Annotated in this window: 25 protein-coding genes and 4 tRNA genes; 14 read left to right on the top strand and 15 right to left on the bottom strand. The window is 36.5% G+C overall.

Going from position 1 to position 24,514, the window contains the following annotated elements; translation table 11 throughout:
- Nucleotides 1–17: 17 nt before the first annotated feature.
- Nucleotides 18–1,013, top strand: coding sequence for a hypothetical protein (locus AAGD79_RS06775; protein ID WP_341811360.1), 996 nt, complete (start codon nt 18–20; stop codon nt 1,011–1,013).
- Nucleotides 1,014–1,048: 35 nt separating this feature from the next.
- Here AAGD79_RS06775 and AAGD79_RS06770 read toward each other — a convergent pair whose 3' ends face one another.
- From AAGD79_RS06770 to AAGD79_RS06755, 4 genes are all read right to left on the bottom strand, one after another.
- Nucleotides 1,049–1,828, bottom strand: a complete 780-nt coding sequence (locus AAGD79_RS06770; RefSeq protein WP_174516011.1) for an exodeoxyribonuclease III — start codon at nt 1,826–1,828, stop codon at nt 1,049–1,051.
- Nucleotides 1,828–2,535 (bottom strand): uroporphyrinogen-III synthase, encoded by a 708-nt coding sequence (locus tag AAGD79_RS06765; protein ID WP_341811359.1) that lies wholly within the window; start codon nt 2,533–2,535, stop codon nt 1,828–1,830. The genes AAGD79_RS06770 and AAGD79_RS06765 overlap by 1 nt, the downstream gene beginning before the upstream one ends.
- A 244-nt stretch (nt 2,536–2,779) precedes the next feature.
- The gene (locus tag AAGD79_RS06760) at nt 2,780–3,271 is read right to left on the bottom strand and encodes a hypothetical protein (RefSeq protein WP_155969024.1); all 492 of its coding nucleotides are present in this window, start codon (nt 3,269–3,271) and stop codon (nt 2,780–2,782) included.
- A 70-nt stretch (nt 3,272–3,341) separates the two neighbouring features.
- A tRNA-Leu gene (locus AAGD79_RS06755) sits at nt 3,342–3,426 on the bottom strand.
- A gap of 62 nt (nt 3,427–3,488) precedes the next feature.
- Here AAGD79_RS06755 and tldD point away from each other — a divergent pair.
- The 3 genes from tldD to AAGD79_RS06740 all read left to right on the top strand — a co-directional run bounded on the left by tldD (nt 3,489) and on the right by AAGD79_RS06740 (nt 6,441).
- On the top strand, nt 3,489–4,907 hold the full coding sequence (gene tldD / locus AAGD79_RS06750; protein ID WP_341811358.1) for a metalloprotease TldD: 1,419 nt from the start codon (nt 3,489–3,491) through the stop codon (nt 4,905–4,907).
- Between the two features lie 55 nt (nt 4,908–4,962).
- A complete protein-coding gene (locus tag AAGD79_RS06745) occupies nt 4,963–5,103 on the top strand; it encodes a hypothetical protein (protein ID WP_341811357.1) in 141 nt (46 codons plus the stop codon).
- Between the two features lie 90 nt (nt 5,104–5,193).
- Nucleotides 5,194–6,441, top strand: a complete 1,248-nt coding sequence (locus AAGD79_RS06740; protein ID WP_265043341.1) for an IscS subfamily cysteine desulfurase — start codon at nt 5,194–5,196, stop codon at nt 6,439–6,441.
- Between the two features lie 34 nt (nt 6,442–6,475).
- Here the strand turns inward: AAGD79_RS06740 and AAGD79_RS06735 are convergent, their stop codons facing one another.
- From AAGD79_RS06735 to AAGD79_RS06715, 5 genes are all read right to left on the bottom strand, one after another.
- Complete coding sequence (locus AAGD79_RS06735; RefSeq protein WP_213863185.1) at nt 6,476–7,411, bottom strand: Rpn family recombination-promoting nuclease/putative transposase; 936 nt, start codon at nt 7,409–7,411, stop codon at nt 6,476–6,478.
- A gap of 292 nt (nt 7,412–7,703) precedes the next feature.
- Complete coding sequence (gene dxr / locus AAGD79_RS06730; protein WP_341811356.1) at nt 7,704–8,867, bottom strand: 1-deoxy-D-xylulose-5-phosphate reductoisomerase; 1,164 nt, start codon at nt 8,865–8,867, stop codon at nt 7,704–7,706.
- Nucleotides 8,868–8,932: 65 nt separating this feature from the next.
- Nucleotides 8,933–9,430, bottom strand: coding sequence for a hypothetical protein (locus AAGD79_RS06725; protein ID WP_265043335.1), 498 nt, complete (start codon nt 9,428–9,430; stop codon nt 8,933–8,935).
- A gap of 320 nt (nt 9,431–9,750) precedes the next feature.
- Complete coding sequence (locus AAGD79_RS06720) at nt 9,751–10,452, bottom strand: ABC transporter ATP-binding protein (RefSeq protein WP_265043331.1); 702 nt, start codon at nt 10,450–10,452, stop codon at nt 9,751–9,753.
- Nucleotides 10,445–11,227: an MlaE family ABC transporter permease gene (locus AAGD79_RS06715; RefSeq protein ID WP_015589313.1), complete on the bottom strand. Its 783-nt coding sequence runs from the start codon at nt 11,225–11,227 to the stop codon at nt 10,445–10,447. Before AAGD79_RS06715 ends, AAGD79_RS06720 begins: the two co-directional genes overlap by 8 nt.
- A gap of 332 nt (nt 11,228–11,559) precedes the next feature.
- On the opposite strand from AAGD79_RS06715, the gene rpmF reads away from it, so the two are divergent.
- Genes rpmF through AAGD79_RS06700 form a run of 3 tightly spaced genes read left to right on the top strand, consistent with a single transcriptional unit; the run spans nt 11,560 to nt 13,739 of the window.
- Nucleotides 11,560–11,742 (top strand): 50S ribosomal protein L32, encoded by a 183-nt coding sequence (rpmF, locus tag AAGD79_RS06710; protein ID WP_041573607.1) that lies wholly within the window; start codon nt 11,560–11,562, stop codon nt 11,740–11,742.
- Between the two features lie 10 nt (nt 11,743–11,752).
- Nucleotides 11,753–12,790, top strand: coding sequence for a phosphate acyltransferase PlsX (plsX, locus tag AAGD79_RS06705; protein WP_341811648.1), 1,038 nt, complete (start codon nt 11,753–11,755; stop codon nt 12,788–12,790).
- Nucleotides 12,783–13,739: a beta-ketoacyl-ACP synthase III gene (locus AAGD79_RS06700; RefSeq protein WP_141456654.1), complete on the top strand. Its 957-nt coding sequence runs from the start codon at nt 12,783–12,785 to the stop codon at nt 13,737–13,739. The genes plsX and AAGD79_RS06700 overlap by 8 nt, the downstream gene beginning before the upstream one ends.
- Here the strand turns inward: AAGD79_RS06700 and AAGD79_RS06695 are convergent.
- The 4 genes from AAGD79_RS06695 to mnmE form a co-directional block, all read right to left on the bottom strand.
- Nucleotides 13,692–13,862 (bottom strand): hypothetical protein, encoded by a 171-nt coding sequence (locus AAGD79_RS06695; RefSeq protein ID WP_341811355.1) that lies wholly within the window; start codon nt 13,860–13,862, stop codon nt 13,692–13,694. The genes AAGD79_RS06700 and AAGD79_RS06695 overlap by 48 nt on opposite strands.
- A 613-nt stretch (nt 13,863–14,475) precedes the next feature.
- Nucleotides 14,476–15,492: an NAD(P)/FAD-dependent oxidoreductase gene (locus AAGD79_RS06690; protein ID WP_341811354.1), complete on the bottom strand. Its 1,017-nt coding sequence runs from the start codon at nt 15,490–15,492 to the stop codon at nt 14,476–14,478.
- A gap of 168 nt (nt 15,493–15,660) precedes the next feature.
- Nucleotides 15,661–15,748, bottom strand: a tRNA-Ser gene (locus AAGD79_RS06685).
- Between the two features lie 47 nt (nt 15,749–15,795).
- Nucleotides 15,796–17,124, bottom strand: a complete 1,329-nt coding sequence (mnmE, locus tag AAGD79_RS06680) for a tRNA uridine-5-carboxymethylaminomethyl(34) synthesis GTPase MnmE (RefSeq protein WP_341811353.1) — start codon at nt 17,122–17,124, stop codon at nt 15,796–15,798.
- A 131-nt stretch (nt 17,125–17,255) separates the two neighbouring features.
- On the opposite strand from mnmE, the gene nuoI reads away from it, so the two are divergent.
- The 4 genes from nuoI (at nt 17,256) to infC (ending at nt 20,498) form a co-directional block, all read left to right on the top strand.
- Entirely contained in the window at nt 17,256–17,738 is a 483-nt protein-coding gene (gene nuoI, locus AAGD79_RS06675; protein WP_174515692.1) for an NADH-quinone oxidoreductase subunit NuoI, read from the top strand.
- A gap of 115 nt (nt 17,739–17,853) precedes the next feature.
- Nucleotides 17,854–18,069, top strand: coding sequence for a hypothetical protein (locus AAGD79_RS06670; protein WP_144054593.1), 216 nt, complete (start codon nt 17,854–17,856; stop codon nt 18,067–18,069).
- Nucleotides 18,066–19,967: a threonine--tRNA ligase gene (gene thrS, locus AAGD79_RS06665; protein ID WP_265043322.1), complete on the top strand. Its 1,902-nt coding sequence runs from the start codon at nt 18,066–18,068 to the stop codon at nt 19,965–19,967. Before AAGD79_RS06670 ends, thrS begins: the two co-directional genes overlap by 4 nt.
- Nucleotides 19,968–19,979: 12 nt before the next feature.
- Nucleotides 19,980–20,498: a translation initiation factor IF-3 gene (gene infC / locus AAGD79_RS06660; protein ID WP_151807803.1), complete on the top strand. Its 519-nt coding sequence runs from the start codon at nt 19,980–19,982 to the stop codon at nt 20,496–20,498.
- A gap of 28 nt (nt 20,499–20,526) precedes the next feature.
- Here the strand turns inward: infC and nuoF are convergent, their stop codons facing one another.
- Nucleotides 20,527–21,780: an NADH-quinone oxidoreductase subunit NuoF gene (gene nuoF / locus AAGD79_RS06655; protein ID WP_010962959.1), complete on the bottom strand. Its 1,254-nt coding sequence runs from the start codon at nt 21,778–21,780 to the stop codon at nt 20,527–20,529.
- Between the two features lie 19 nt (nt 21,781–21,799).
- A tRNA-Lys gene (locus AAGD79_RS06650) sits at nt 21,800–21,872 on the bottom strand.
- Between the two features lie 320 nt (nt 21,873–22,192).
- On the opposite strand from AAGD79_RS06650, the gene AAGD79_RS06645 reads away from it, so the two are divergent.
- The 3 genes from AAGD79_RS06645 (at nt 22,193) to AAGD79_RS06635 (ending at nt 24,484) form a co-directional block, all read left to right on the top strand.
- Nucleotides 22,193–22,268, top strand: a tRNA-Ala gene (locus AAGD79_RS06645).
- 212 nt (nt 22,269–22,480) lie between these two features.
- Nucleotides 22,481–23,995: a magnesium transporter MgtE N-terminal domain-containing protein gene (locus AAGD79_RS06640; protein ID WP_341811352.1), complete on the top strand. Its 1,515-nt coding sequence runs from the start codon at nt 22,481–22,483 to the stop codon at nt 23,993–23,995.
- A gap of 69 nt (nt 23,996–24,064) precedes the next feature.
- A complete protein-coding gene (locus AAGD79_RS06635) occupies nt 24,065–24,484 on the top strand; it encodes a hypothetical protein (RefSeq protein WP_341811351.1) in 420 nt (139 codons plus the stop codon).
- The last annotated feature ends 30 nt before the right edge of the window (nt 24,485–24,514 follow it).

Genomic DNA, 24,514 nt, shown 5'->3' with positions numbered 1-24,514 from the left:
ATGCAAATAGGTCAGCCATGATAGGCACACAAGTAAAAAGTTCAAAACCTCCAAAGTTACCTACTCAGGTAATCTATGATGCCTTTATACAATTGCTAAAAAACAAAGTACAACCTAAAGAATTAAAGGAAGATGACGAGGCAGTACTCGCTTTCATGCTAAGTCAGAATCAAACTATATTCAATAATGTCAAGCTAGAAGATGTAGAACCACTCAGTGAAGAGAATTTTTCTCAGTTTTTACTTTCTGTGTTTAAAGAAATTAGGGAGCAAGGCTTAGCTAGAGAAGAGAAATTAAATGATGATAAAATACGACAAATAATAACCAAGTGTGTAGCTGATATACGGGGTACAGAAGCTAAAGATTCATCCATAAAGTTCGTATTGGAAATGCCGCTGCTGCTAATTGGAGGGATCAAAATAGACCCGAAAAATATTTCTGGCTCCTTTATGGATGGGGTGAAAGAAAAAATACCATTCTTAGGTAAAGACAAAAAAGAGGAAGATGAACCACCACTTAGTGATGAAGAGATGGTAAAAGCGTTCTTACGTAAATCTTTATTTCCTATTACTCTTTTTGCTTTTTCAGCATTAATATTTGGCACTGGCCCAATTGCATTAGCAATTAGTGGTGGTCTCCTTGTATGGACTGAAGTAAGTACAATCAAAAGTCTTTTTTCAAATAACAAAAAAGGTACTTTGTATGACCCTAGCTCACAAGATAAAGATGATACAGAAAAGAGAGCAAAATTGAATAAAAAAATTTGCGATGGTATCAATAAAATTTTAGGAACCCCAGTCGAGAAGGCTAAAGGGAGTGAGCAACCCATTTCTGTTTCTGAACAAATTTCCCAAGGAAAAGAAAAGAGTGAACAACAACCTGTTCCTGAGCAAATTTCCCAGGAAAACAACAGGGAAAACGAAGAAAGCAAACAGCAAGATCAACCTTGGACAAGAAAGGAAAACGAACGAAAGGAAGAAAACACAAGCAACAAACAAGCAGGGATTACCTAGGTTTGCCAAAAGTGAGTTGTGTAAGAGGTCTACTATTATTCTATAGCACATACAACAGGAGTATGGTCAGACGGATTTTCTAGCTTACGCAATCTATCATCTATGTAGCATGTTTCCAATTTATCTACAGCTTGTGGTGATAACAGCATATAATCTATGCGCATTCCTTGATTATTTCTGAGTGAATTGCCTTGATAATGCCACCAAGTGAATTGTTGCAAATTTGGGTGAGATATTCTAAACGCATCTTTAAACCCAAGATTCAAGATTGCTCTTAACTTCTCACGTTCTTTTATATGAAAGCACACTTGGCCATTCAATAAGTTTGAATCAAAGACATCAATTTCATCCGGTGCAACATTATAATCGCCAGCTATAATAGTTAACTCTTCATTCTTTAACAAAGTGCTCATCCTTTCATATAGATTATCAAAAAACTTGAGTTTATATTCAAATGCTTGAGAGTCCGGGCTTTGACCGTTTGGAACGTATACACTTCCCACCCTTACCTTCTGATTATTGTGCTTTATTATGCACTCTATATAACGCGCTTCTTGATAACCTTCTACGATATCAATTTTAAACTTTTCCAGTATTGGATATTTAGATAAAACACAAACGCCATTTCTTGCAACTTGTCCATAGATAGCATATTCATATCCTAACTTTTCTATCTCTGCATAAGGAAATTGCTCTTCTGTACATTTTATCTCTTGCAACAAAACTATATCTATCTGACTATCAACTATAAAACTACAAAGTTGGTTAACTCTTTTACGTATGGAGTTTACATTCCAAGTTGCAATCTTTAGCATCAGCAATCCTTATTAATTATATCAATTAAACTCTCTCCAGTAGGCAACCTCGATGTTATAATTTTTTTCCATTTGATTAACTTTAAACTATCAGCAATGTTCTTACTCATGGTATATGCAACTGCATTATTCATCACATGAGATAGCCCACTTTTTAGAACTAATGAACAAAATATCCTTGCTGTCTGTGAGGAAAAAAAAGCAACACTATCAATTTTACCATCCAACAGTAAATTTTTACACCTATTAGTTAGATTCCTTTTTATAATTGTTTTATAGAGTACAACTTCTCTTACGTTGAAATCTTCTTCAGATAATCTCTTTTTTAGGTCACATGATACTTCTTGTCCCCTTATATATAAGAACTTTATTGCGTTTGAATAATGAGCTTTTATGAATGATATCAGATCATCAACGTTGCTGTCTGCTGAGATTATATCAGAAAATCCCAAATTTTTTGCAGCCTGCATGGTTGAATTACCAACTGTAATAATCGGAAAGTCATCCACTTTGCATATTTGACTAAAAGCCTTTACACTGTTTTTACTTGTGGATATTACAACGTCAAATTCGTGCGCAGATATATCAGGATTTAAGTACTTTATTGTGAATACTGGTTCTATAAAAACTTTGTATCCATACTTTCTCAATATATTTCTTGTATTGAACGAGTCCAATAAAGGCCTCGTTAATAAAATAGACTTCATTCTGATTTATTTCACTACCAGTAAAATAATATCCTTTATACACAAATTACTAAATAAAAACTTTTATTTTGATAGCTTGAGCAATTATTCAAGTAATTGATGTGGAAGTAGGAGTACTAAGCGCTCCTACCCCAATAAGCCCACAATTTCTGCTTACACTTTTTTGACGCTAATTACATCGAACTCTTTTGAATGGCTTCCTTCAGTGGAATTATATAGCTAATATTCCTGTATAAGTTAATACTTAAGCTGCTTTTGCAGTTAGGGAGTGGTCATCAGTAGGTTTTTTTGCCTGTGGTTCGCTAATCCTAGTCCGAACGATATTAGTTGCCATAAAGGCACAGCCTAGAATAAAAAAGGCAGTGGAAACAAAAGGAATGATAGGAGATTCAAAGGGCAATATAGGTGTAATTCCTCCTATTAAAAACAAAACGTTAGATGTAATATCAAGACAGATCTTCGTTAGTTTTTCTTGTCCAGGAGTGTTTTCTACACCAAGCTGCTTATTAAGATCACGCTGCCTAAAATGATCAGCTAATGACCATATGTTTAAGGTAGATGAAAGTACACTTAATATAGTGCAGGCAATACTAAAATACAGACTTAAGACAGGAATATTCAAGACCAATGCCGCTGTGTATCCAATGAAAGAGATAGTAGATAGTGTAGTAACTAAGCGTTTCGAGTAAGTTCGTACCTTCTTTCTGCAGGCTAACTTATTTTTTTCACTATACATAGCATGAATATTACCTAATATATTATATTATAACATTAATTAATTCAATAAGCAATATGGAAGCTAAGAGTGCCCGAGAGAAGACTTGAACTTCCACAACTTAAAAAGTTACTAGCACCTGAAGCTAGCGCGTCTACCAATTCCGCCACCCGGGCTTTTTATAGTTTACTATGTTAAAGTTAAATAATATACTTAAACAATTTTTAGTTCAAAGGTAATGCCAAATCTAGATCAAATATTTTTTGCTCAAAACAATGTTAATATTAATAACGTATATAAAATAGTCAATAACGCTTTGAGCAATAGCGATGGTGGTGAGCTGTTTCTAGAATTTTGCCAGTCGGAGTCCCTGGTTTTTGAGGATAACATATTAAAACACATGGACTTGAATACTAGAAGGGGATTTGGTTTAAGGTCTTTTTGTGAAGATAGTACATCTTTCGTTTGTTCTTCTGAGATCAGCGAAAAAGAAATTAGTAATGCTGCTTCTATGGTAAAAAGCTCAGTGTCTTTAAACAAGACAAATTCAATAAATTTAAACGAAGAGACAAAAAGCCTATATTCGAGGATTAACCCTATAAATGAAATGGATCTGAATTCAAAGATTAAGCTACTCAATGAGGTTAATGAGTATGTAAGGTCCAAAAATAACTGCGTGAAGCAAGTAAAAATAACTCTAAGTGGAGAATGGCAAGTTGTACAAATAATAAAGGGTGATCACAGATTAAGCGATATCAGGCCTCTGGTACGTTTTAATGTGCTAGTCATTGTAGAAAAAGATGGCCGTACCGAAAGAGGTTCTGCAGGGCATGGTGGAAGGGACTCTTATAGTAAGTTTATTTCTGAGAAAAAGTGGAAAGAAGTTGCAAACCAAGCGTTAGAACAAGCACTGGTAAATCTTGAAGCAATTCCAACTCCAGCCGGAGAAATGACAGTCGTTTTAGGTCCAGGCTGGCCAGGAATATTGTTACACGAAGCCGTGGGTCATGGACTTGAGGGCGACTTCAATCGCAAAAAAGTCTCAGCATTTTCAAATTCTGTGGGTAAACAAGTAGCAGCTAGTGACATCACAGTAGTTGATGACGGAACTCTGCCCAATTTGCGCGGCTCTATCAGCGTAGACGATGAAGGCACTCCACCCAGTTATAATATATTGATAGAGGATGGGATCCTAAAAGGATACATGCAGGATCATATGAACGCTAAACTCATGGGTGTAAGCCCAACTGGTAATGGTAGAAGAGAAAGTTATAAAGAAGTTATTATGCCGCGCATGACAAACACCTATATGTTGCCCGGAAAGTATACACCGAAGGAAATAATATCTAGCGTAAAGAAAGGTCTATATGCAGTAAATTTCGGTGGTGGGCAGGTTGATATAACGTCAGGAAAATTTGTTTTTTCATCTTCGGAAGCTTACCTAATAGAAAATGGCAAAATTACACAGCCAGTAAAAGGAGCAACACTAATTGGTGACGGTCCAACAATGTTGAAAAAAGTATCTATGGTTGGTAATGACTTAAAGTTAGATCCTGGTGTTGGCACATGCTCGAAAGATGGACAAAATGTGCCCGTTGGAGTTGGTCAGCCGACACTCAAAGTCGACGCAATAACTGTTGGTGGAACTGAGATATAGATAAGGGCTAAAACGGATTCCAGCGCACGGCGCACAGCTGTACAAACATTATGATTTGGAAGCAATTGCCACCAATAGGGTGTCATCCCAGTGTCTGGGCACTGCCTTTGTGTTTGAGGCAAAACTGGCTATAACATTTAACACACTGCTTTCGCAAATAAATGTTCGTACAGTTATATGTCAGCTACTTGGATGACACTTTTGTACTTGATGCAAGATTATATCTTGAAAAAATTAAGTTTTAATGCTATAAAATAATTGTAAATTTTGTCTCCGTGGTAGCTTTATGAATGTTGAAAGTAAAAAAATACACGATGCTAAAATAAAATTACCAATATTTCTTGATTATCAATCTACTACTAAAGTAGATCCCCGTGTTTTAGAGGTGATGATACCTTACTTTGGTGAGTTCAGCAATGCACACTCTCGCAGCCATTCATTTGGTTGGACTGCTGAAGAAGCAGTGGAAAAAGCAAGGAAACACATCGCTGATCTGGTGAACGCAGATAGCAAAGAAATTATCTTTACCTCAGGTGCAACTGAGTCAAATAATACAGCAATCAAGGGCGTTGCTCACTTTTATAAAAATAAAGGAAATCATATAATCACTGTCTGCACGGAGCATAAGTGTGTTCTGGATTCTTGTCGGCATCTGGAAAATGAAGGCTTTAAAGTTACATATTTGCCTGTTAAGCAAAACGGAATTATAGATTTATCAAAGCTTGAGGAAGCAATTACTGATCAAACAATCCTGGTTTCAGTGATGATGGTAAATAATGAAATCGGAGTAATTCAGCCTGTCAAAGAAATTGGTGTAATATGTAGAAAGCATAATATATTTTTCCACACAGATGCAGCTCAAAGCTTTGGAAAAGTTCCAATTGATGTTAATGAGATGTGCATTGATCTTATGAGTCTCTCTAGCCACAAAATTTATGGACCTATGGGAATAGGCGCATTATATGTACGTAGAAAGAATCCTCGTGTTAGGCTGATACCACTAATTAGTGGTGGTGGACAGGAAAGAGGCATGCGTTCTGGAACAGTTCCAACACCTCTTGCAGTTGGTTTTGGTGAAGCGGCACGTATTCCTAGAGAAGAAATGAAAAAAGAAACAACTAGAGTGGAAGAATTAAGGGATATTTTGTATAACAAGATAAAAGAAGCGTTTCCTGATATCGTTTTAAATGGTGATTATGAAAATAGAATTCCTGGCAACCTAAACTTGAGCTTTCCCTATGTTGAGGGTGAGTCTCTCATCATGGCAATCAAGGATTTAGCAGTAAGTTCTGGTTCTGCGTGCACGTCTGCGTCTCTTGAGCCTTCCTATGTAGTACGGTCGCTAAATAATGGCCATGACCTTGAGCATTCATCAATTAGATTTGGCCTAGGCCGATTTACAACTAGAGAAGAAGTTTTGTATGCAGCAGATCTTGTTGCTAAAAATGTTGGCCGACTGAGAGAAATGAGCCCACTTTGGGAGATGGTACAAGAAGGAGTAGATTTGAACACCGTGAAATGGGACTCTCATTAAATGTATCCGTTCCAACTGCAAATGCACTTTGAAATTACTCTGTACCGTTCACACTTAATTCTTCAATCTCACTAATAGAAAGGCCAGTAAACTTGACAATAGTGTTGACATCAACATTATTAGCCAGCATTGCTTTTGCGACTTCAATTTTCCCTTCAATTTTCCCTTCAATTTTCCCTTCCTCTTTACCGATTTTGATGCCTCTTTCTTCGCCAATTTGGATGCCTTTTTCAGTAGCAAGATCAAGTCTGTATTCAAGAATGGCTTCTTCTTTCCGTAGATCCATTATTCTTTCTTCGTAAGCTACTAAATCTTTTTCATTCCAGCTAAACCTGTCTAATTCATCGTAGGCTAACTTTATTATTGGTGCTTTTTCCGCTATTTTCCTTAAGTCTTCTTCCGTAGTTTCATCTGCATATTTGAAGAAAAATAACCAACGATCCACTATACTTTCTAGCTGTTCTTCCTTATTCTTAGGAAATTTAGGTAGTTCAATAAATACAAATTGAAAATCTTTTAAGTCATGCTCATTGGTTTTCTCATCTCTTATAGTGTGGCTGGATATATAATCAAGCTTATCAGGAAATAAATTACAATTAGAGATAGCAATAAAGAAAACCTTCTTTAAATCAATGTACTTACCAGATTTATCAGCTTGCCTTGAGTAAGCCTTAGCAGCATATAGTTGAGCTCGTTTTTCGAAGCCTTTATCGCGAGTGAGCTGCATTTCAATCACATACCTGGCCCCACTGGAATCCCTGCAAAGAACATCAACTATACTTTGCTTATCAGAGGCAATTTCAGGATCCATTATAGTACTGAGGAATTCCACTTCTTGTATAGTATTTATCTCGGTAAATCCTAAAATATCATTCAAAAAATGTATGAGAATATTCTTATTTTTTTCCGTTCCAAAGATTTTTTTGAAGGTCAAATCCAGCTTAGGGTCGAGAAACTTAGATAAAGCCATAGCCAAAGTGCTTAAAAATATTAATAATTATACACTATTATTAACAATTATTCAACCATATTTTTGAAGATAGCTATGCCGCCGCGAACCGTCATACCGCCGCGGTATCTCTAGATCCCGCTAACAAGCAGCGGGATGACGAATTACTTAACCGTCATACCACCGCGAACCGTCATACCGCGATTCATTCGCGGTATCTCGGCATAGATTCCGCTAACTAGTAGCGGAATGACGATTGTGTATCGTGCTTTGCTAAAAAAAAAATCACAGAATGCAGTCTGGTTACATTACTCTAGCTATACGCAACAACTTTACTTTCAACAATTTTGTGAGCAATAATACGACTTTCACAATCAATATTTATTATATCAGATAGTGAATTAATATCGGTATAACTACCAAAACTTTCCATTGTTGATTCCACTACCTCTACTATTTCCAAAAAGCCGATTCGTGACTTCAAAAATTCATTAACAGCTATTTCATTTGCAGCATTGAGCACAATACTATTTGCTTGTGGAGTAGAAGAGTTTAACACTTCCATGCTAAGCTTTAGCACAGGGAAATGCTTATGGTCTGGCTCTTGAAAGGTCAATTTTCCTTGCTTTGTTAGGTCTAGTTTATAATTCAAAGCTGATCTTTCCGGCCAAGATAGAGCATATGAAATAGGAATTGCCATGTCAGTTTCTGCAAGCACAGCAAAGTTGAACCCATCCTTATAAGTTACAATTCCATGTACTATTGACTCAGGATGCACTACTGCTTCAATTTTATCCGGGCTGATATTAAACAAGTTATGTGCTTCTATTATCTCTAGTGCCTTATTCATCATTGTTGCGCTATCAACCGAGATTTTCTTTCCCATATTCCAAGTGGGGTGACTAAGCGCCTGATCTACCATGATATTTCTTAATTGCTCAAGGCTATAATTTAAGAATGGTCCACCAGAAGCAGTAAGTATGATCTTTTCTACGCATTTGTCGTCATTTTGCAAAATTTGAAAAATTGCATTGTGCTCAGAGTCAATAGGGATTATTTGTACATTTTTTTCTTTAGCTTTTTTGAGTAATAACTTTCCACCGCAAACAATGCTTTCTTTGTTTGCCAATGCAATGACTTTGGTACCGCTTTCTATAACTTCCATAACTGGCCCAAGGCCTGCAATGCCAACTATTGCAACAACTGAGAGATCAACAGGTATAGCAGCAATATTTGTAGCACCAATTGCTATTTTTACATCTGTACCAAGTAAACTTTCTTTCAAATCTTTGTAAAACCTTTCATCGGAGATAGCAACATATTTTGCATTTAGCAGTTTTGCTTGGTGTGCCAGTAGAGCAAAGTTCGAATGGGCACTTAGTGCTTCCACTTGGTATTCTTCTCTTCTCTTTGAGAGCAAATCTACAGTCTTTTGTCCAATGCTTCCTGTTGATCCTAAAACTGAAACCTTTTTCACTAAGACAAACTCATAACAATAGCAACTTTTCTTGCGAACCCAACTATTCAATAGTTTTTAAGCGTTTAACCAAGTTCATGCCCGTGGTCATCGCCAACAGATGGTGAAGGACCAGGTGAAAAAGATTGACCATGGTGATCACCTGCATCATGCATGTCTTGCAAACCATCAGCATTATGAGCTATTTCGTTATTGGCATGAGGGTAATCATCTGAGTGATGTCCATCATCACCATGAGCCATATCCATTCCTTCTGATGGCATATCTTCCCCACCTCCACCTGAAAAATATTCTGCAAGGCCTTCAAGAAGTTTTATGCCAAACATATTACCTGACTTTCCAAACAATGTTACTAGACTACTGCCACTCACCAAGCCTTCAAATACGTTACTATAAGCAGCAATTGCTCCTTCATGAAAGTTGAACAACCATTTCATTCCATCCACGACTGTTGAAACAGAGTCACTATGACCAAGACCAAAACCACTTTTCTCACCAGCGGCTTCTTGGTGTTGTTGCTGCGCTTGCCATTCTGCAATGTTTGGACCTTGAGCTTCACTCATAAATTTTTACTCTCAACCTTAAGCTATTATTTTATCACAAATATTGCAAAATATCAATAGAGCTTTTGAATATAGCTAATACAAGTAATTTCTGCCATCCTATATATAGCTAAATTGACTTACGACAATTTGAAAAACGACAAATTCGTCATTCCGCTACTAGTTAGCGGAATCTATGCCGAGATACCGCGAATGAATCGCGGTATGACGTGTTAGCTATAGGATCCAGTTTGAAAAAAATCTGAATTCCAATGTCCACTACCTTTTACAAAGTTAAAACTTAAAAATATGACTGTTAGCAATAGTGTATATATCTTTAGCTATATATAACGAATGAATTTTTTTATATATTCGTTATTAGTATTTTGTATTTCCTGAACAGTTCCATGGGAAATGATCTCCCCTTCATATAATACTGCTATTTTATCAGCTATTTTAAATGCGCTATGAATATCATGTGTAATCGTGATAATTGTAGGGTTAAGATCTCTAGATAATTTTATTATTATCTCGTTTACTATATCTGACATAATTGGGTCCAATCCTGAAGTTGGTTCATCCAAAATAATGATTTCTGGATTGTGTGCAATCGCCCTTGCAAGTGCCACTCTTTTTTTCATTCCACCTGATAGCTCTATTGGAAACATATCTGCTATGCTTTCCTCTAGTCCAACATCATTTAACTTCTCGATTGCTAGCTGTTTTGCCTCTTTTTTGCTGATATTAAAGCGCTTTTTATAATTAAAAGATATATTTTCCCACACTGTAACGTAGTCAAATAAAGCGGAATTTTGAAATAAAACCCCAAATTTATTTTTGCTTTTACTATTTATTTTAACAGACCCTGAGTCTGGAGCAAGCAAGCCGATAATTGTTTTTGTTAATACAGATTTGCCGCTTCCTGAGCCACCAAGTATGACTAATGATTCCCCTTTTAATATATCAAAATTTAGATCTTTTAGTACTGTCCTGTCATCAAAAGATAAGCTTAAGTTCGATATTGATATTATGGGGTTACGCATGTATCAAAGTAATCATGTAGTTTGCTAAAATGATCAGTATGGACGATAAAACAACAGTTGATGTTGTAGCAACACCTACTCCTCGTGCACCTTCTTTGCAATGGTAACCGTAATAGCAGCTTGAGACAGAAATTATGGCGCCAAATACAGTTGCTTTTATTAGCCCAGTTATAAAATCATACGTATTAAAGAACTGAGCTGTGTGTTTAATGTATATATTTAAATTGTGGTTAAATTCGAAGACTGCAGTGATACATCCTCCAAATATTCCTATTAAATCTGCACATACTGTAAGTATGGGAAATACTATGATTGACGCTAAAATCCTTGGTGCAATTAAATATTTAAAAGGGTTGATGTTCAAGGTTGTAAGTGCATCTATTTGCTCGGTGATGCGCATTGTACCAATTTCTGCTGCAACTGATGATCCAACCTTTCCTACCATTATTAAGCTGATCAAAACTGGTCCTAACTCTTTAATGATAGTGATCGTAACAAGTTTGGGTATTATCTGTTCTTGGTTAATTAATGGGTCACTCAAGCTACTTTGTAAAACTATTGCCGCTCCTATAAAAACTCCAGTGAGCCCAACAATTGGCAGAGAGAAAAAGCCTATCTCTATAATTTGTCTTGCTATGTTGCTAAAATAATATGGTGGCACAAGGCAGTGGTATAGAGATTGAATAAAAAATATGAATGCACTACCAAGCCTTAACAAAAAATTGATAAAGTACCTACCAATTATTCTAACACTATTTATATCAAAAAAGCTCACTTTGTATTCATTTTAGCTAGAGTTACTGATTTTATTAAAATTTTTATTAACTTTATCACAAAGTATAGCTGAGATATGTTTTAAGTTCAATATACTTGATGTTTTAATTTAAAGCTTAACCCAAGAAAGGTTTCCCTACGTCATACCGCAATTCATTCGCGGTATAGATTCCGCTAACGAGTAGCGGAATGACGGTTTTTCAAATTGTAGAGCCACTTTAGCTATAGAACTCAATTACATAAGCAAACCTTACTTATTTTACTATCCCTGTTTACTTCCTGTAAAAAACATGTTACTAATGTATTGTATTTTGTAGTAGAATGGAGGAAATTTTGGCAGTTCCAAAAAGAAAAAAGTCAAAGTCAAGGCGTAATATGCATCGTTCTCATCATGCTATTGAGCCTAAGAATATTGTGGTGTGTTCAACAACTGGGGAATTCATGTTGCCTCATAACGTAGCAGTTGATGGCAGTTACAAAGGAAAACGGGTTTTCATCAAGCAACAGGCGGAGTGACTATTATGATATGTTACCTACGGTCAATAATAATATAGTTATTGCACTTGACGCTATGGGGGGCGATTTTGCGCCTCTTTCCGTAATTCAGGGTGCTGGTTTTTTTTTAGACAACCTTGTTGACCCAGGCATTAAAGTTTTTTTTCATATTTATGGAGATAAGGAAGAAGTATCTCCTTTGCTTTTGAAATATAAAAAAGTAAGTAACAATTCTGAGTTTACTCATTGTTCTGACAATGTTCTTGCAAATGATAAGCCATCTTTTGCGCTGAGACATCGTAAAGACTCAAGTATGAAAGCTGCAATTGTTGCAGTGAAAGAAGGTAAAGCTTTCGGAGTGGTATCTTCAGGCAACACCGGAGCATTGATGGCAATTTCCAGATTTATTTTAGGAACATTACCAAACATTTATCGTCCTGCTATTGCCTCTATCTGTCCAACTAAGACAAAAAGCTTCGCTTTGCTTGACCTTGGTGCAAATGTTGATTGTAATGCCGACTCATTATTTCAATTTGCGTTAATGGGTAGTATATTTGCAAAAATAGCATTAAAAATTGACAATCCTGAAGTTGCTTTGCTAAATATCGGCACAGAAGAAGTTAAAGGTAATGACTCAGTGCGCGGCGCTTTTGAGTTGCTTAAAAACGCTCCAAGCATTAATTTCAAAGGGTATATAGAGGCAAGTGAATTTTTAGAGGGTAATATAGATGTGATTGTTGCTGATGGTTTTGTTGGCAATGTAATGCTCAAAACGGCTGAGGCAACCGCTAGTACCTTTATCAATCTAATAAAGCAGGAAGTATTCAATTCGTGGATAGCGAAAATGCTTGTTGGTATATTGTTAAAATCCAAACTAAATAAAGCTTTAACGCGTTTTAATCCCAAAATTAGAAGTGGAGCTATGTTTTTAGGGCTGAATGGTATCATCATTAAAAGTCATGGAAATTCTGATGCTATTTCTTTTGCCCATGCCATAAAATTTGCAGTAAATGCAATTAGTGAAAATTTAAATCAAAAGATAATTAACGGGGTAAGTCATATTGAATAAAAGTTTCATATTAAGCACTGGATCTTACCTACCAAGAAAAATGTTGAGTAACAACGAAATTGCATCGATAGTTGAGACGAGCGATGAATGGATAAGGCAGAGAACAGGAATAGTTCAAAGGCATATAGCAGATGAAGGAGAACTAACGTCAGATCTAGCTGTAAATGCAGCAAAAAGTGCTATAGAAAAAGCTAAAATTTCAGTAGATGAAATTGACTTGATTATAGTTGCTACAACAACTCCTGATAAAACTTTTCCTAGCTGTGCAACGATTGTACAAAGTAAGTTAAAATGTAAAAACGCATTTGCTTTTGATGTACAAGCAGCATGCTCTGGTTTTATATATGCAGTTACAGTTGCTGATTCGCTCATAAAATCTAACAATAGAATTAAATATGCATTGGTTATAGGTGCTGAAATAATGTCTAGGATTGTTGATTGGGAAGATAGGTCAACTTGTGTACTCTTTGGTGATGGTGCTGGTGCAGTGGTGATGAAATCAGAAATGGGTAGAAGCGGCATCATATCAACAAACTTATACTCTGACGGCAATGTGGACATACTATGTACGAACGGAGGGGTATCCTCTACTGGTGATTCTGGAAAAATATGCATGAATGGAAGAGAAGTGTTTAAACATGCAGTGGATAAGTTAACAGCCTCAGTAGAGGAAACTCTGAAATGCAATAATTTGAAAATCACTGATATTGACTGGTTAATTCCCCATCAAGCAAACATTCGTATTATTGAAGCAGTAGTAAAGAAATTAGATTTTCCTATAGAGAAAGTGATTAATACCGTTGATAAGCATGCAAACACCTCAGCGGCATCAATTCCACTGGCCTTAGACTATGCAATACAAGAATCAAAAATAAAATCAGGAAATCTGGTACTGCTGATTTCAATAGGTGCAGGCCTGACCTGGGGTTCCGTGTTGCTGCACTATTAGACTTCCTGCATTACCTCCTGTCACCCAAGTACCCTCTCTTGTCATTCCAGTACCTCTTTCTCCTGTCATCCCAGTAGCCCCTTCGGTGTCATTCCAGTCTGGAATCCAGTTCTTATTGTACATTCACCTGGTGTAAAGTTAAGTTTCCTGGATCCCAGTGTCAGCTACTCGGATGACAAAAAAAGGAGCACTGGAATGACAGCAGTCCTACGTCATACCGCGATTCATTCGCGGTATCTCTAGATCCCGCTAACAAGCAGCGGGATGACGGTTGTCGTTTAGCCACAAATATTTAAGAAATTTACCAAATGAAAAAAAAGGCAAAAGAAGCCCTGGGGTTATTATCCGCTTTAAAATATTGGCGTTTTTTATGTTTTAAACGCTTGACAAGCGAGATTAAGCTGCTTTTAATTGCAACTAACTTACGCTGCAAACGTTTAAGAAATTTACTAAGCAGAAAAAAAGACAAAGAATCCCCGAGTTAGCTAGTCTTTTACTATCTCTGTCGAGTATTGGCATTTTTTGATGTCTTGTAACGCTTTGTAAGCGCGTTCAGCTTATTTAGATAAAAATCTAGATGTAGATGAAGTTTTGTAAAGACATACAGTATCTATATACTGCAAAAAATTGAACATAAGACGCCGATACATTAAGTAATCCTTACCTTTTAATCTGCAGATTGGCGAAAGCAAATACAATAGCTTCAGTTTCATGATAAGGGAGCTGGCGAGGTTTGTCAAGGAAGTTTTTCTTTCCCGTGAATTCCCTTTGAAGTTGAATATTGAAAATTGACTGGAGAGTTGTGGATTACTTTGTATATGTCATAACAAGCCATGGCGCTCTCGGCAAAACCACTTAATATTAACTTTAGTTTGCCTGAATAAGTAGCTATATCTCCGATTGCATATATTCTATCCCTACTGGTTTTAAGTGTAGCTGGGTCGACAACTATGCGGCTATGTTCTAACTGTATACCCCAATTGTTTATTGGACCAAGATTCATTGACAATCCAAAAAATGGCAGCAAAAAATCAGCGGATATTTCTTTTTCTTCCTTAGAGGCAATGTTTTTTACTATCACTGCGCTCAACTGCCCATTACTTCCTGCTAGTTCGTGTAATTGATATGGCACTACCAGTTCTATTTTTCCATCATTTTCAAGTGATTCTAATTTATTTCTAGTTTCAGGAGTGCAGCGAAATTCCTTTCTTCTATGTATCACATAAATTTTCTTTGCAACTTTAGAAAGTTCTACGGTCCAATCAGCCGCAGAATCACCCCCCCCTGCAATGACTATAGTTTTGTCCTGAAAATCAGAAATTTTATTTACACTGTAAAATACAGATTGATTTTCATATTCTAATATAGCACTTAAGGGTGGACGGTTAGGTTCAAACATTCCGTTACCTGCAGCAATGATAACGGCTTTGCATTTTACCTCTGTACCTATGTTCGTTATGATAGTAAAGTTTTCACCTTCGTTATTTGAAATCTTTTCTACTTTTTGATTTAAATGGTAAATAGGCTTAAATGGCGAAGCTTGCTCCATTAGCTGCTCAATTAATTTTTGGGCAGTAATTACAGGATAACCAGGTATATCATATATTGGCTTTTCTGGGTAAAGAGCTGTGCATTGTCCTCCTGCTTGATCCAAAACATCTATTACATGACATCTCATATCAAGCATTCCCGCTTGAAAAGCAGTGAATATTCCAACAGGTCCTGCACCTATTATTACTATATCGGTTTTCATATTCAGATGGTGATCTATTTATAGATATTAGCTTTCTTTGCTAACAAGGTCAATTTACAAAGGGATGTATTTTTAAAAGATGTGGCTAGATTAGACAAGATTTCCAGCGTTATGAACCACATAGTCCAAATAAGCTCTAAAAATCAGCTAGCATAGCGAGATGCTGTGCGGACGGAATGGGATTCGAACCCATGGTACGCTCATCACGTACGTCAGTTTTCAAGACTGGTGCCTTAAACCGCTCGGCCATCCGTCCATTTCTTTTCTATCACAACATTTGATTTTAAGCAATCTATAAAAGCTTTACTTGCCCACGCAAAAGTTGCTAAACACACTACTCAATATTTCCTCAACATTAATAATTCCAATCACCGCACCAAGTTCAAATGCAGCAAGCCTCAAATCTTCAGATATCAACTCAATTGGATTATCGATATTAAAACGTTGTAAATGTTCCAGTGCTTTCTTCATGTGATTCCTATGTCTTTGCCGAGTGATTACAGGAGTGTCTCTATCATGCCCAAATTTTTCCTCTGCCTTCTCTTTTATGAGAGAGATCAATTTGTTTGTACCTATTCCCTTTAAAATAGAAATAGGTAGAAAATCTATGCCATTAATTTTTATATTGTGATTATTGATAACATCGTCAGCTTTGCTCAATACATAAATAGTATCGCTATTTACAACGTTGCAATTGATATTATGACGCTGTTCAAAAGGAAATAGTTCTATTCTTAAATCAGCTTCAAAAGACCTCTTTTTCGCTCGACTTATACCTTCTGATTCTATTGGATCTGAACTCTCACGAATTCCAGCAGTATCAGAGAGAATGATTGGGTATCCGCCAATGTCAATATGAGCTTCAAGTATATCTCTTGTTGTGCCTGCATATTCAGAAACAATAGCAATATCACGCTTGGCTAAGAAATTAAACAGAGTTGATTTACCGACATTTGGTTCACCAGTTATTACAATATGTAAACCCTCACGCAACCTTTCGCCCCGTCTATTATCATTTAAATGCTCTTGTATCAATCGCACGAGAGATTGCACTTCATTATTAATTTTTTCCAACTCACTTTTTTCTGCCCAAATGTCCTCTGGAAAGTCTATATATGCTTCGATTTTGGATTGTATCGTTATCAATCTTTGCCTCCAATTGCTGTATAGTCTCTCCAATTCTCCTGATATCTGCTTAATCGCTTGTTTAGCTTGCATTTTCGTCTCAGCGTCAATTAAGTCTGCAATTCCTTCTATTTGAGTTAAGTCAAATTTACCATTTAGAAAAGCCCTAAGTGAGAATTCTCCAGGCCTGGCCATAACGAAAATTTTTGATAATTCCTCCAAGATGATTTTTATGACTGCCTTACTTCCATGCACTTGTAACTCTATAACATTCTCGCCAGTGAAACTGTTTGGAGCAGGGAAATAGATGATTATTCCATTATCTATCAATTGATTGAAATCATCATATAGATCAACTAAAGTAGCAAATCTTGGTTTAATTTCTTTCTTAATATGAAAATGATTTAAAGCTTTAAGCGCATAGTTGCCTGAAATTCTAATTACTGCAACTCCTGACTTACCAAATACGGTCGATAAAGCGAAAATAGTTTCATTTGTGTTTGTCATTATTTATATAAACTACTTAGCAATATTACACTTAAGAAACCAAAATACCTAAAAAGTCACCCAGGTGAAAATATTTATTTTGAAAACTGATAATATGATTTATAATGACTGACACAAGTTTTAAATATTTTATGCTCAAGAAATTAGCTTGGTACTGGTCTTTTGTAGAGTTAATTAAAGGGTTTGTTATTACATTAAAATATATGTTTAAGCCAAAGGTTACTTTGAGGTATCCTATGGAGAAGGGCCCTTTAAGTCCAAGGTTTCGTGGTGAGCATGCGTTGCGTAGGTATCCAAACGGTGAAGAACGATGCATAGCTTGTAAATTATGCGAAGTTATCTGCCCTGCTCAAGCAATAGTTATTGAAGCAGAGGAAAGAGAAGACGGTAGTCGCCGCACTACGCGCTATGATATTGATATGACAAAATGCATATACTGTGGACTTTGCCAAGAGGCATGTCCAGTTGATGCAATTGTGGAGGGTCCTAACTTTGAATTTGCTACTGAAACGAGAGAGGAGCTAATGTACAATAAAGAAAAGTTATTGCGTAATGGTGAAATTTGGGAAGACGCAATTGCACTCAGGTTAAAAAAGAATAGACCTTATTATTAATGTTCAGAGCTTATAACCCTGTTATCCATTATGATTTAGGGGCAGTGCCCACTAGGGGTGGTGTCATCCAAGTAGCTGATACACAACTGTACGAACATTTGTTTGCGAGGGCAGTATGTTAAATGTTATGGCCTGCTTTGCCTCAAACACAAAGGTGTCATCCCAGTGCTTGACACTGGGGTCCAGGTATAAAAATATTTGCAAATTGTGCAATGGACAACAGATTTTAGGAGCATACGTTAAACTAATTTCCATTATAAAAATAAGATGGATCCCAGTGTCACGCACTGGGATGACAAAGAGAGGGTTAGACAAAAGGGTCGATAAATGATTAGGATTACTTTTTCAGCCGAACAAAAAGTAAAAGAATACAGTGGTAAAGTTACTGGCTTTGATATATTACAACCGGATGTTTTGAAAGAAGCAATTGCCTTTAAGGTAAATGGTGAGTTGCATGATCTCTCACGTGAAATTGAAGCTGATGCAGAGATAGAGGTGATACAACTGAGTGACGAAGTGGGTTTAGATATAATAAGGCATGATGCTGCTCATATAATGGCGCAGGCAGTGAAAGAGCTATTTCCTAATACTCAGATTACTATCGGCCCAACAATTCAGGACGGTTTTTACTATGATTTTGCTACAGATCGTACCTTCACTACGGACGATCTTACCGCAATAGAAAAGAAAATGAAAGAGATTGTAAAAAGTAACCACAGATTTGTTCGAGAAGTTTGGACTCGCAAGCAGTCAGTTGATTTCTTTAGTGGTATAGGCGAAAAATATAAGGTTGATATTATCTCATCGATACCAGAGGGTGAAAACCTAACTGTTTATAGGCAAGGTGATTTTGTTGACCTATGCCGTGGTCCACACTCACCATCAACCGGTAGAGTTAAAGCGTTTAAACTTATGAAAGTAGCGGGTGCATACTGGCGAGGTGATGCAAAGGGCCCAATGTTGCAGCGAATATATGGCACAGCATGGAGAAATAAGGATGAATTAAACGCTTATCTTGAGTGTCTCAAAGAAGCAGAGAAACGTGATCACCGCAAAATTGCCAAGGATATGGATTTATTTCACATCCAAGAGGAAGCTGTCGGGCAGGTTTTTTGGCATGAACAAGGATATATTTTATATAATGTTCTTGAGTCTTACATCAGAAAGAAGCTAATAAATAATGGCTATTTTGAGGTAAAAACTCCTATTTTAGTAAGCAAAGAGCTGTGGGAAAAATCTGGACATTGGGATAAGTTTCGTGAAAATATGTTTATTGTTGATGAATCTGAAAGCAAAAAGCTAGCAATAAAACCCATGAATTGCCCCTGTCATGTGCAGATTTTTAATTCTCACACCAGAAGCTATCGTGATTTACCGATACGTATGGCAGAATTTGGTACGTGTCATAGGAATGAAAGCTCAGGCTCATTGCACGGACTGATGCGAGTGCGTGGTTTTACGCAAGACGATGCACACATTTTTTGTATGGAAGAACAAGTGAATTCTGAAACTATAAAGTTTTGTGACCTTTTAAAAGAAGTATATTCAGAGCTTGGATTTAATGAAATTTCTGTGAAATTTTCAGACCGTCCAGATATTAGAGCAGGTAATGATGAAGTGTGGGATAGAGCTGAAAAAGCGCTGCTTGAAGCCGTTAAAGAAGCGGGCTTGAGTTATGAACTGAGCCCTGGTGAAGGTGCATTTTATGGTCCAAAGCTAGAGTTTGTTTTGAAAGATGCAATAGGCAGAAGCTGGCAATGTGGAACATTGCAAGTTGATTTCATTTTACCAGAACGTCTGGGAGCTTTTTATATAGGGGCAGATGGGCACAAGCATCACCCTGTCATGTTACATAGGGCAATTCTTGGGACTTTTGAGCGTTTTATCGGAATTTTGATAGAAAATTATGCAGGAAAATTTCCAGTTTGGCTTGCTCCAACGCAACTTGCTATTCTGACCATTACAAATGAAGCTGACGGTTACGCCACAGAAATTAGCAATATTTTAAAAGAACAAGGTGTGAGAGTCAAGACTGATTTGACCAATGAAAAAATTAGTTATAAGATACGTTTGCATAGTTCAAACAAGGTTCCTATATTGTGGATTGTAGGCAAAAATGAAGTTACAAGTAAAACTGTGTCAGTGAGAAATTTAGGATCGGAAAGACAGGAGTCTTTTTCTTTGGAGAAGGCTATTGAATTGTTGTTAAAAAGTATTAATTTGAATTAAGGGAGTTAAAGTTTGCAAGTTAAAAAGAACAATAAAAACAGAATTAATGGATTCATCACAGCTAAGGAGGTACGCTTAGTTGATCACAGTGGTGAAATGATCGGAATCGTGCTAATAGAACGAGCTTTGGAGCTTGCACAGGGTGTTGGTTTAGACTTGGTAGAAATTGCACCTGATTCAACCCCTCCAGTATGTAAAATTCTGGATTATAGCAAGCAAAAGTATGATATAAAAAAGAAAGCAAGTGAAGCAAAAAAGAAACAAAAAACATTAACTATAAAAGAAATTAAACTGGGTCCCAATATTGGTGATCACGATTACGGAACAAAATTGCGTCAAGCAAGAGACTTACTTGCCCACGGACATAAAATTAAAGTCACAATGAGATTTAGAGGGAGAGAGCTTATAAACACTGAAGTTGGACTGGAAAAATTAGAACGGCTAATTCGAGACACTGAAGATATCGCAAAGGTAGAATTGGCACCTAAAAGAGAAGGGAATCAATATTTTTTAGCTCTGGTTGCTAAGTAGCAAAACGGCTTAAGAAGTATAAGTAAAGTTAAATTATCGCTCTCTCTTTGATAACATGGCGAAAATGTCTTATTAATCCTTGAATCGGCCAAGCTGCAGCATCGCCAAGTGCGCAAATTGTATGTCCTTCTATTTGAGTTGTAAGGTCAAGCAGCTTATCTATTTCATCAGGCTTAATATCTCCTGCCACCATCCTCTTCATAATCCTCCACATCCATCCAGTACCTTCACGGCATGGTGTGCATTGTCCACAGGACTCATGCATATAAAAGTGTGATAACCTCTCTATTGCAGCTATTATATCAGTTGATTTATTCATCACTATTACAGCAGCAGTACCAAGCCCTGATTGTGCAGTTCTTAATGAATCAAAATCCATTTCAATAGTATCACATATAGATTTTGGAATTAATGGCACTGAAGACCCACCAGGTATTACAGCAAGTAAATTATCCCAACCTCCTCGCACTCCACCTGCGTATTTTTCAATTAATTCACGTAATGGAATTCCGAGCTCTTCTTCAACATTACACGGGTTGTTTACGTGCCCTGAAATACAAAAGACCTTGGTACCAGTATTATTTGGTTTACCAAGAGATGCAAACCATTCTCCTCCGCGATTCAGAATATCTGGAACCATGGCTATAGTTTCAACGTTGTTTATTGTGGTTGGGCAGCCAAAAAGTCCAACACCTGCGGGAAATGGAGGCTTCATGCGAGGAAAGCCCTTTTTTCCTTCAATTGATTCGAGTTGAGCTGTTTCTTCCCCACATATGTAAGCTCCTGCGCCCCTATGGATAAACACATCAAGATCATAACCTGATTTGCAGGCATTTTTTCCAATTAAACCTTCTTTATAGGCTTCCTCAAGTGCTTTTTTTAGAACTAAATATTCATTATAAAATTCACCCCTGATATAAATATATGCAACTGATGCGCTGATCGCTTTGCCGGCCAGGAGAATTCCCTCAAGTAACTTATGTGGCTCATATCGCAATATATCTCTATCTTTACATGTACCAGGTTCTGACTCATCTGCATTGACTACTAAATATGCTTTTGGGAGATTTTTGGGCATAAAGCTCCACTTAAGGCCGGTGGAAAATCCTGCACCCCCTCGACCTCTCAAACCAGATTTCTTTACTTCATCAATGATCTTTTCTGATCCTAAATCCAGTAATTCCTTTGTTTTTTGCCAGCTACCACGTTTTTTTGCACCCTCAAGTAGTGGAGTTCCTTTACCATTTAGGTTGGTGAATATTTTGTCTTGTTCTTTTAGCATGTTTTTCAAAATTTGTGAGTGATCCCGACGCGATTCGAACGCGTGACCCACTGATTAAAAGTCAGTTGCTCTACCGGCTGAGCTACGGGATCATTTCATTTTTCAGCTATACTAAACATCAATACAGTTTTTATCCGTTTTAATCAAACTAAAATTTTCATGTGTGGTTAAATAAATTATATAATATACTGTGTTAGTGATAATTTAGTTAAAAAATTTTTAAAGGAAAACTTCTTGTTAATTTTCAGTTCACAGATTTATTTGGATGGTGTGACGTATAACGCTAAGGAGACAAAAAAATAGAGAAGTGTGTACACCCTGCAGAATTTGTACACTATTTAGCAATAGCCTAATAGATAAATATTTCTTGCATTTCAGCCTGAGTGATTTATGCTTTAAGCAAGAATTACCTGGGGGTATAGCTCAGCTGGTAGAGCATCTGTTTTGCACGCAGAAGGTCAGCGGTTCGATCCCGCTTGCCTCCACCAGTCTATACAGCTCTAGCCGCCACAAAACCTGTCAAAGCAGCTTATTTTAATCTATGAGGATTTTATACTATTTCCCTGAAAATCTCTATTTCTTTTCGTAACTTTTCTCTACACAAGTAATGTTGGTTATTACAATTGTAATATATACTAACTTAACAATAAATTAATCAATAAATGTTAGAATACTAACAATTAATTTATTGGTAACGCCTATGAGTGGAAAAAAGCATGTTTTTAAGATGATACCTGGAAAAGAGGTGTTTAGAAAAACCCCGACTACAAGGATAAAGTGGCCTGAAGGTAATGATCCTACAATGCCTATTAAAAAAGTTGAGCTTGTATCGCTGGATGATAAAAACGATGTAGTACTAGGCTTATTGCCTATAAAACTTTGCAGCAGTTCTTGCCTAGACAGTTACATATGTCTGGAGGAAGAAAATGAAGGAAATCTGGTAGCCAAAGATTATAAAAGTGATTCTAACTTAGATTATGTAAAAAGTAACCATACATTTGTATATTACGGTAATGAGTTGGCTAAGTTATCATATACAAGAGAGCTTGTGCAGCCTTTCAAAACTATGTGTAGCAGTTCTATTAAATCAAAAAAATTGGAATACAAATATGTAACATGGGAAGATTCAGATACTGGCAACAATAAATATTATTTTTCAGACGAGGCAGGAAATATAATCGATTCACCTGACAATGAGGTATTACAAGACATTATGTTATACTACGGTGAGAGACATATAAGAGATGTGCTACTGTTGCTATCAAGCACGTTTACCAAAGTTTTTATTCAGGGCCTAACAGACGACCAACTAAAAACTCTTACCAATACTCTTAGTAACGAGCAACTGCAAAAAATAATTCCTGAACTGAGCTCAAGCCAACTACAGACCTTAGCAAAGAACTTAACAGATAACCAACTCCAAGCTTTAGTAGATCATCTAACCAACCACCAATTACAAACTCTTGCTCAGGAACTAAATCCAGAAAAATTACAAATAATTGTTCCTATTTTAAATGATGCTCAGCTTGAAGCTCTAGTTAGAGACTTAAATCCAGAGCAAGTAAAAGAAATTTTACCTCACTTAAAAGTGGATCAGTTCAAAGCACTTATTAAAACTTTAAATGACGAGCAATTTACAGTGCTTGCAAAAGACTTGGCTGAGCACCACTTGACAATACTTTCTAAAGAATTAGAAGGTGACCAGTTGAAAGCTTTAGTAAATAGTCTGCAAGAAGAACAACTGAAAGACTTAGTTAATAAGCTTGATCCTGAGAAACTCGAAGCAATTGCTCAGGATTTAACTGATTCTAATAAGATTCAGATTATCATTAAGTCTTTAGTTGACAACCCAGACAAACTTCAAGCTTTTGCTCGCAATATGTCTAATGAGCAGTTTAAAGAACTTTTGGATAACGTAGGTGCAGAAGAGCTTAAAGACATCATTCACAAACTGCCTTATGAGAAAGTGACAGCTGTGATTGGTGATCTCGGCAGTAAGGATCAGTCTAAAGCTATTATTGATGCATTAAAAGGGGAACTTGAAAAGCAGAGTAAACAGAACGAGAAAATGATTGAGATACTCGACAAGCTTAAAGGAACAGGTGATGAGGACATAAATATAGATGAAGAGGGATGGCAAGCCCCATATTTTCAAGGTATTGATACTGAATTGACGATGATGGGAGAGTATATTCAGAGTGAGTATGGAATTTAGGAAATTTTGGAAGATTACCTATATGTAGTTTAGCTAACTTTGAAATTTTAATTTTTTATAGGAGTTAATATGAGTGATTACAGTGAACAGAAGAATGTAAGCAATTTCAAAATAATGGACAAAATAGAAGTTAAACATAGACCTTCATCTTTTGAGAAACAGAAAGAAAATAATGCACAAGTTAGTTATGTTCACAAGATTTTCGATAAATTAGTCAAAGACCTAAATGATGGGTTTGTTCCTAATTTGGACGATGTGCTGCACTCTAATAAAGAGTCTCTTGGCGCATTAAACGTTAATCTAGAAACAGAGAAAGGTAAACTTGGCAACCTAATTGAAGAGGTTGGTAACAATAATAAAGATTTAATAAAAAAGCTTAATGATTTGCAAGAAGAGATAAAACAACTAAAATCAGAAAAATCTGGTGGTGAGGACATAGACATAGATCAAGATGAATGGACAGCACCAACCCATCCTGATATATTGTAGTAGTTAAGAGAGTAACAGCTTGCTAGCAGG

The sequence above is a fragment of the Wolbachia endosymbiont (group A) of Oxytorus armatus genome, assembly GCF_964027005.1.
GTDB lineage: Bacteria > Pseudomonadota > Alphaproteobacteria > Rickettsiales > Anaplasmataceae > Wolbachia > Wolbachia pipientis.
The sequence above is the reverse complement of the archived record's forward strand: the minus strand, read 5'-3'. Positions and strand labels throughout refer to the sequence as shown.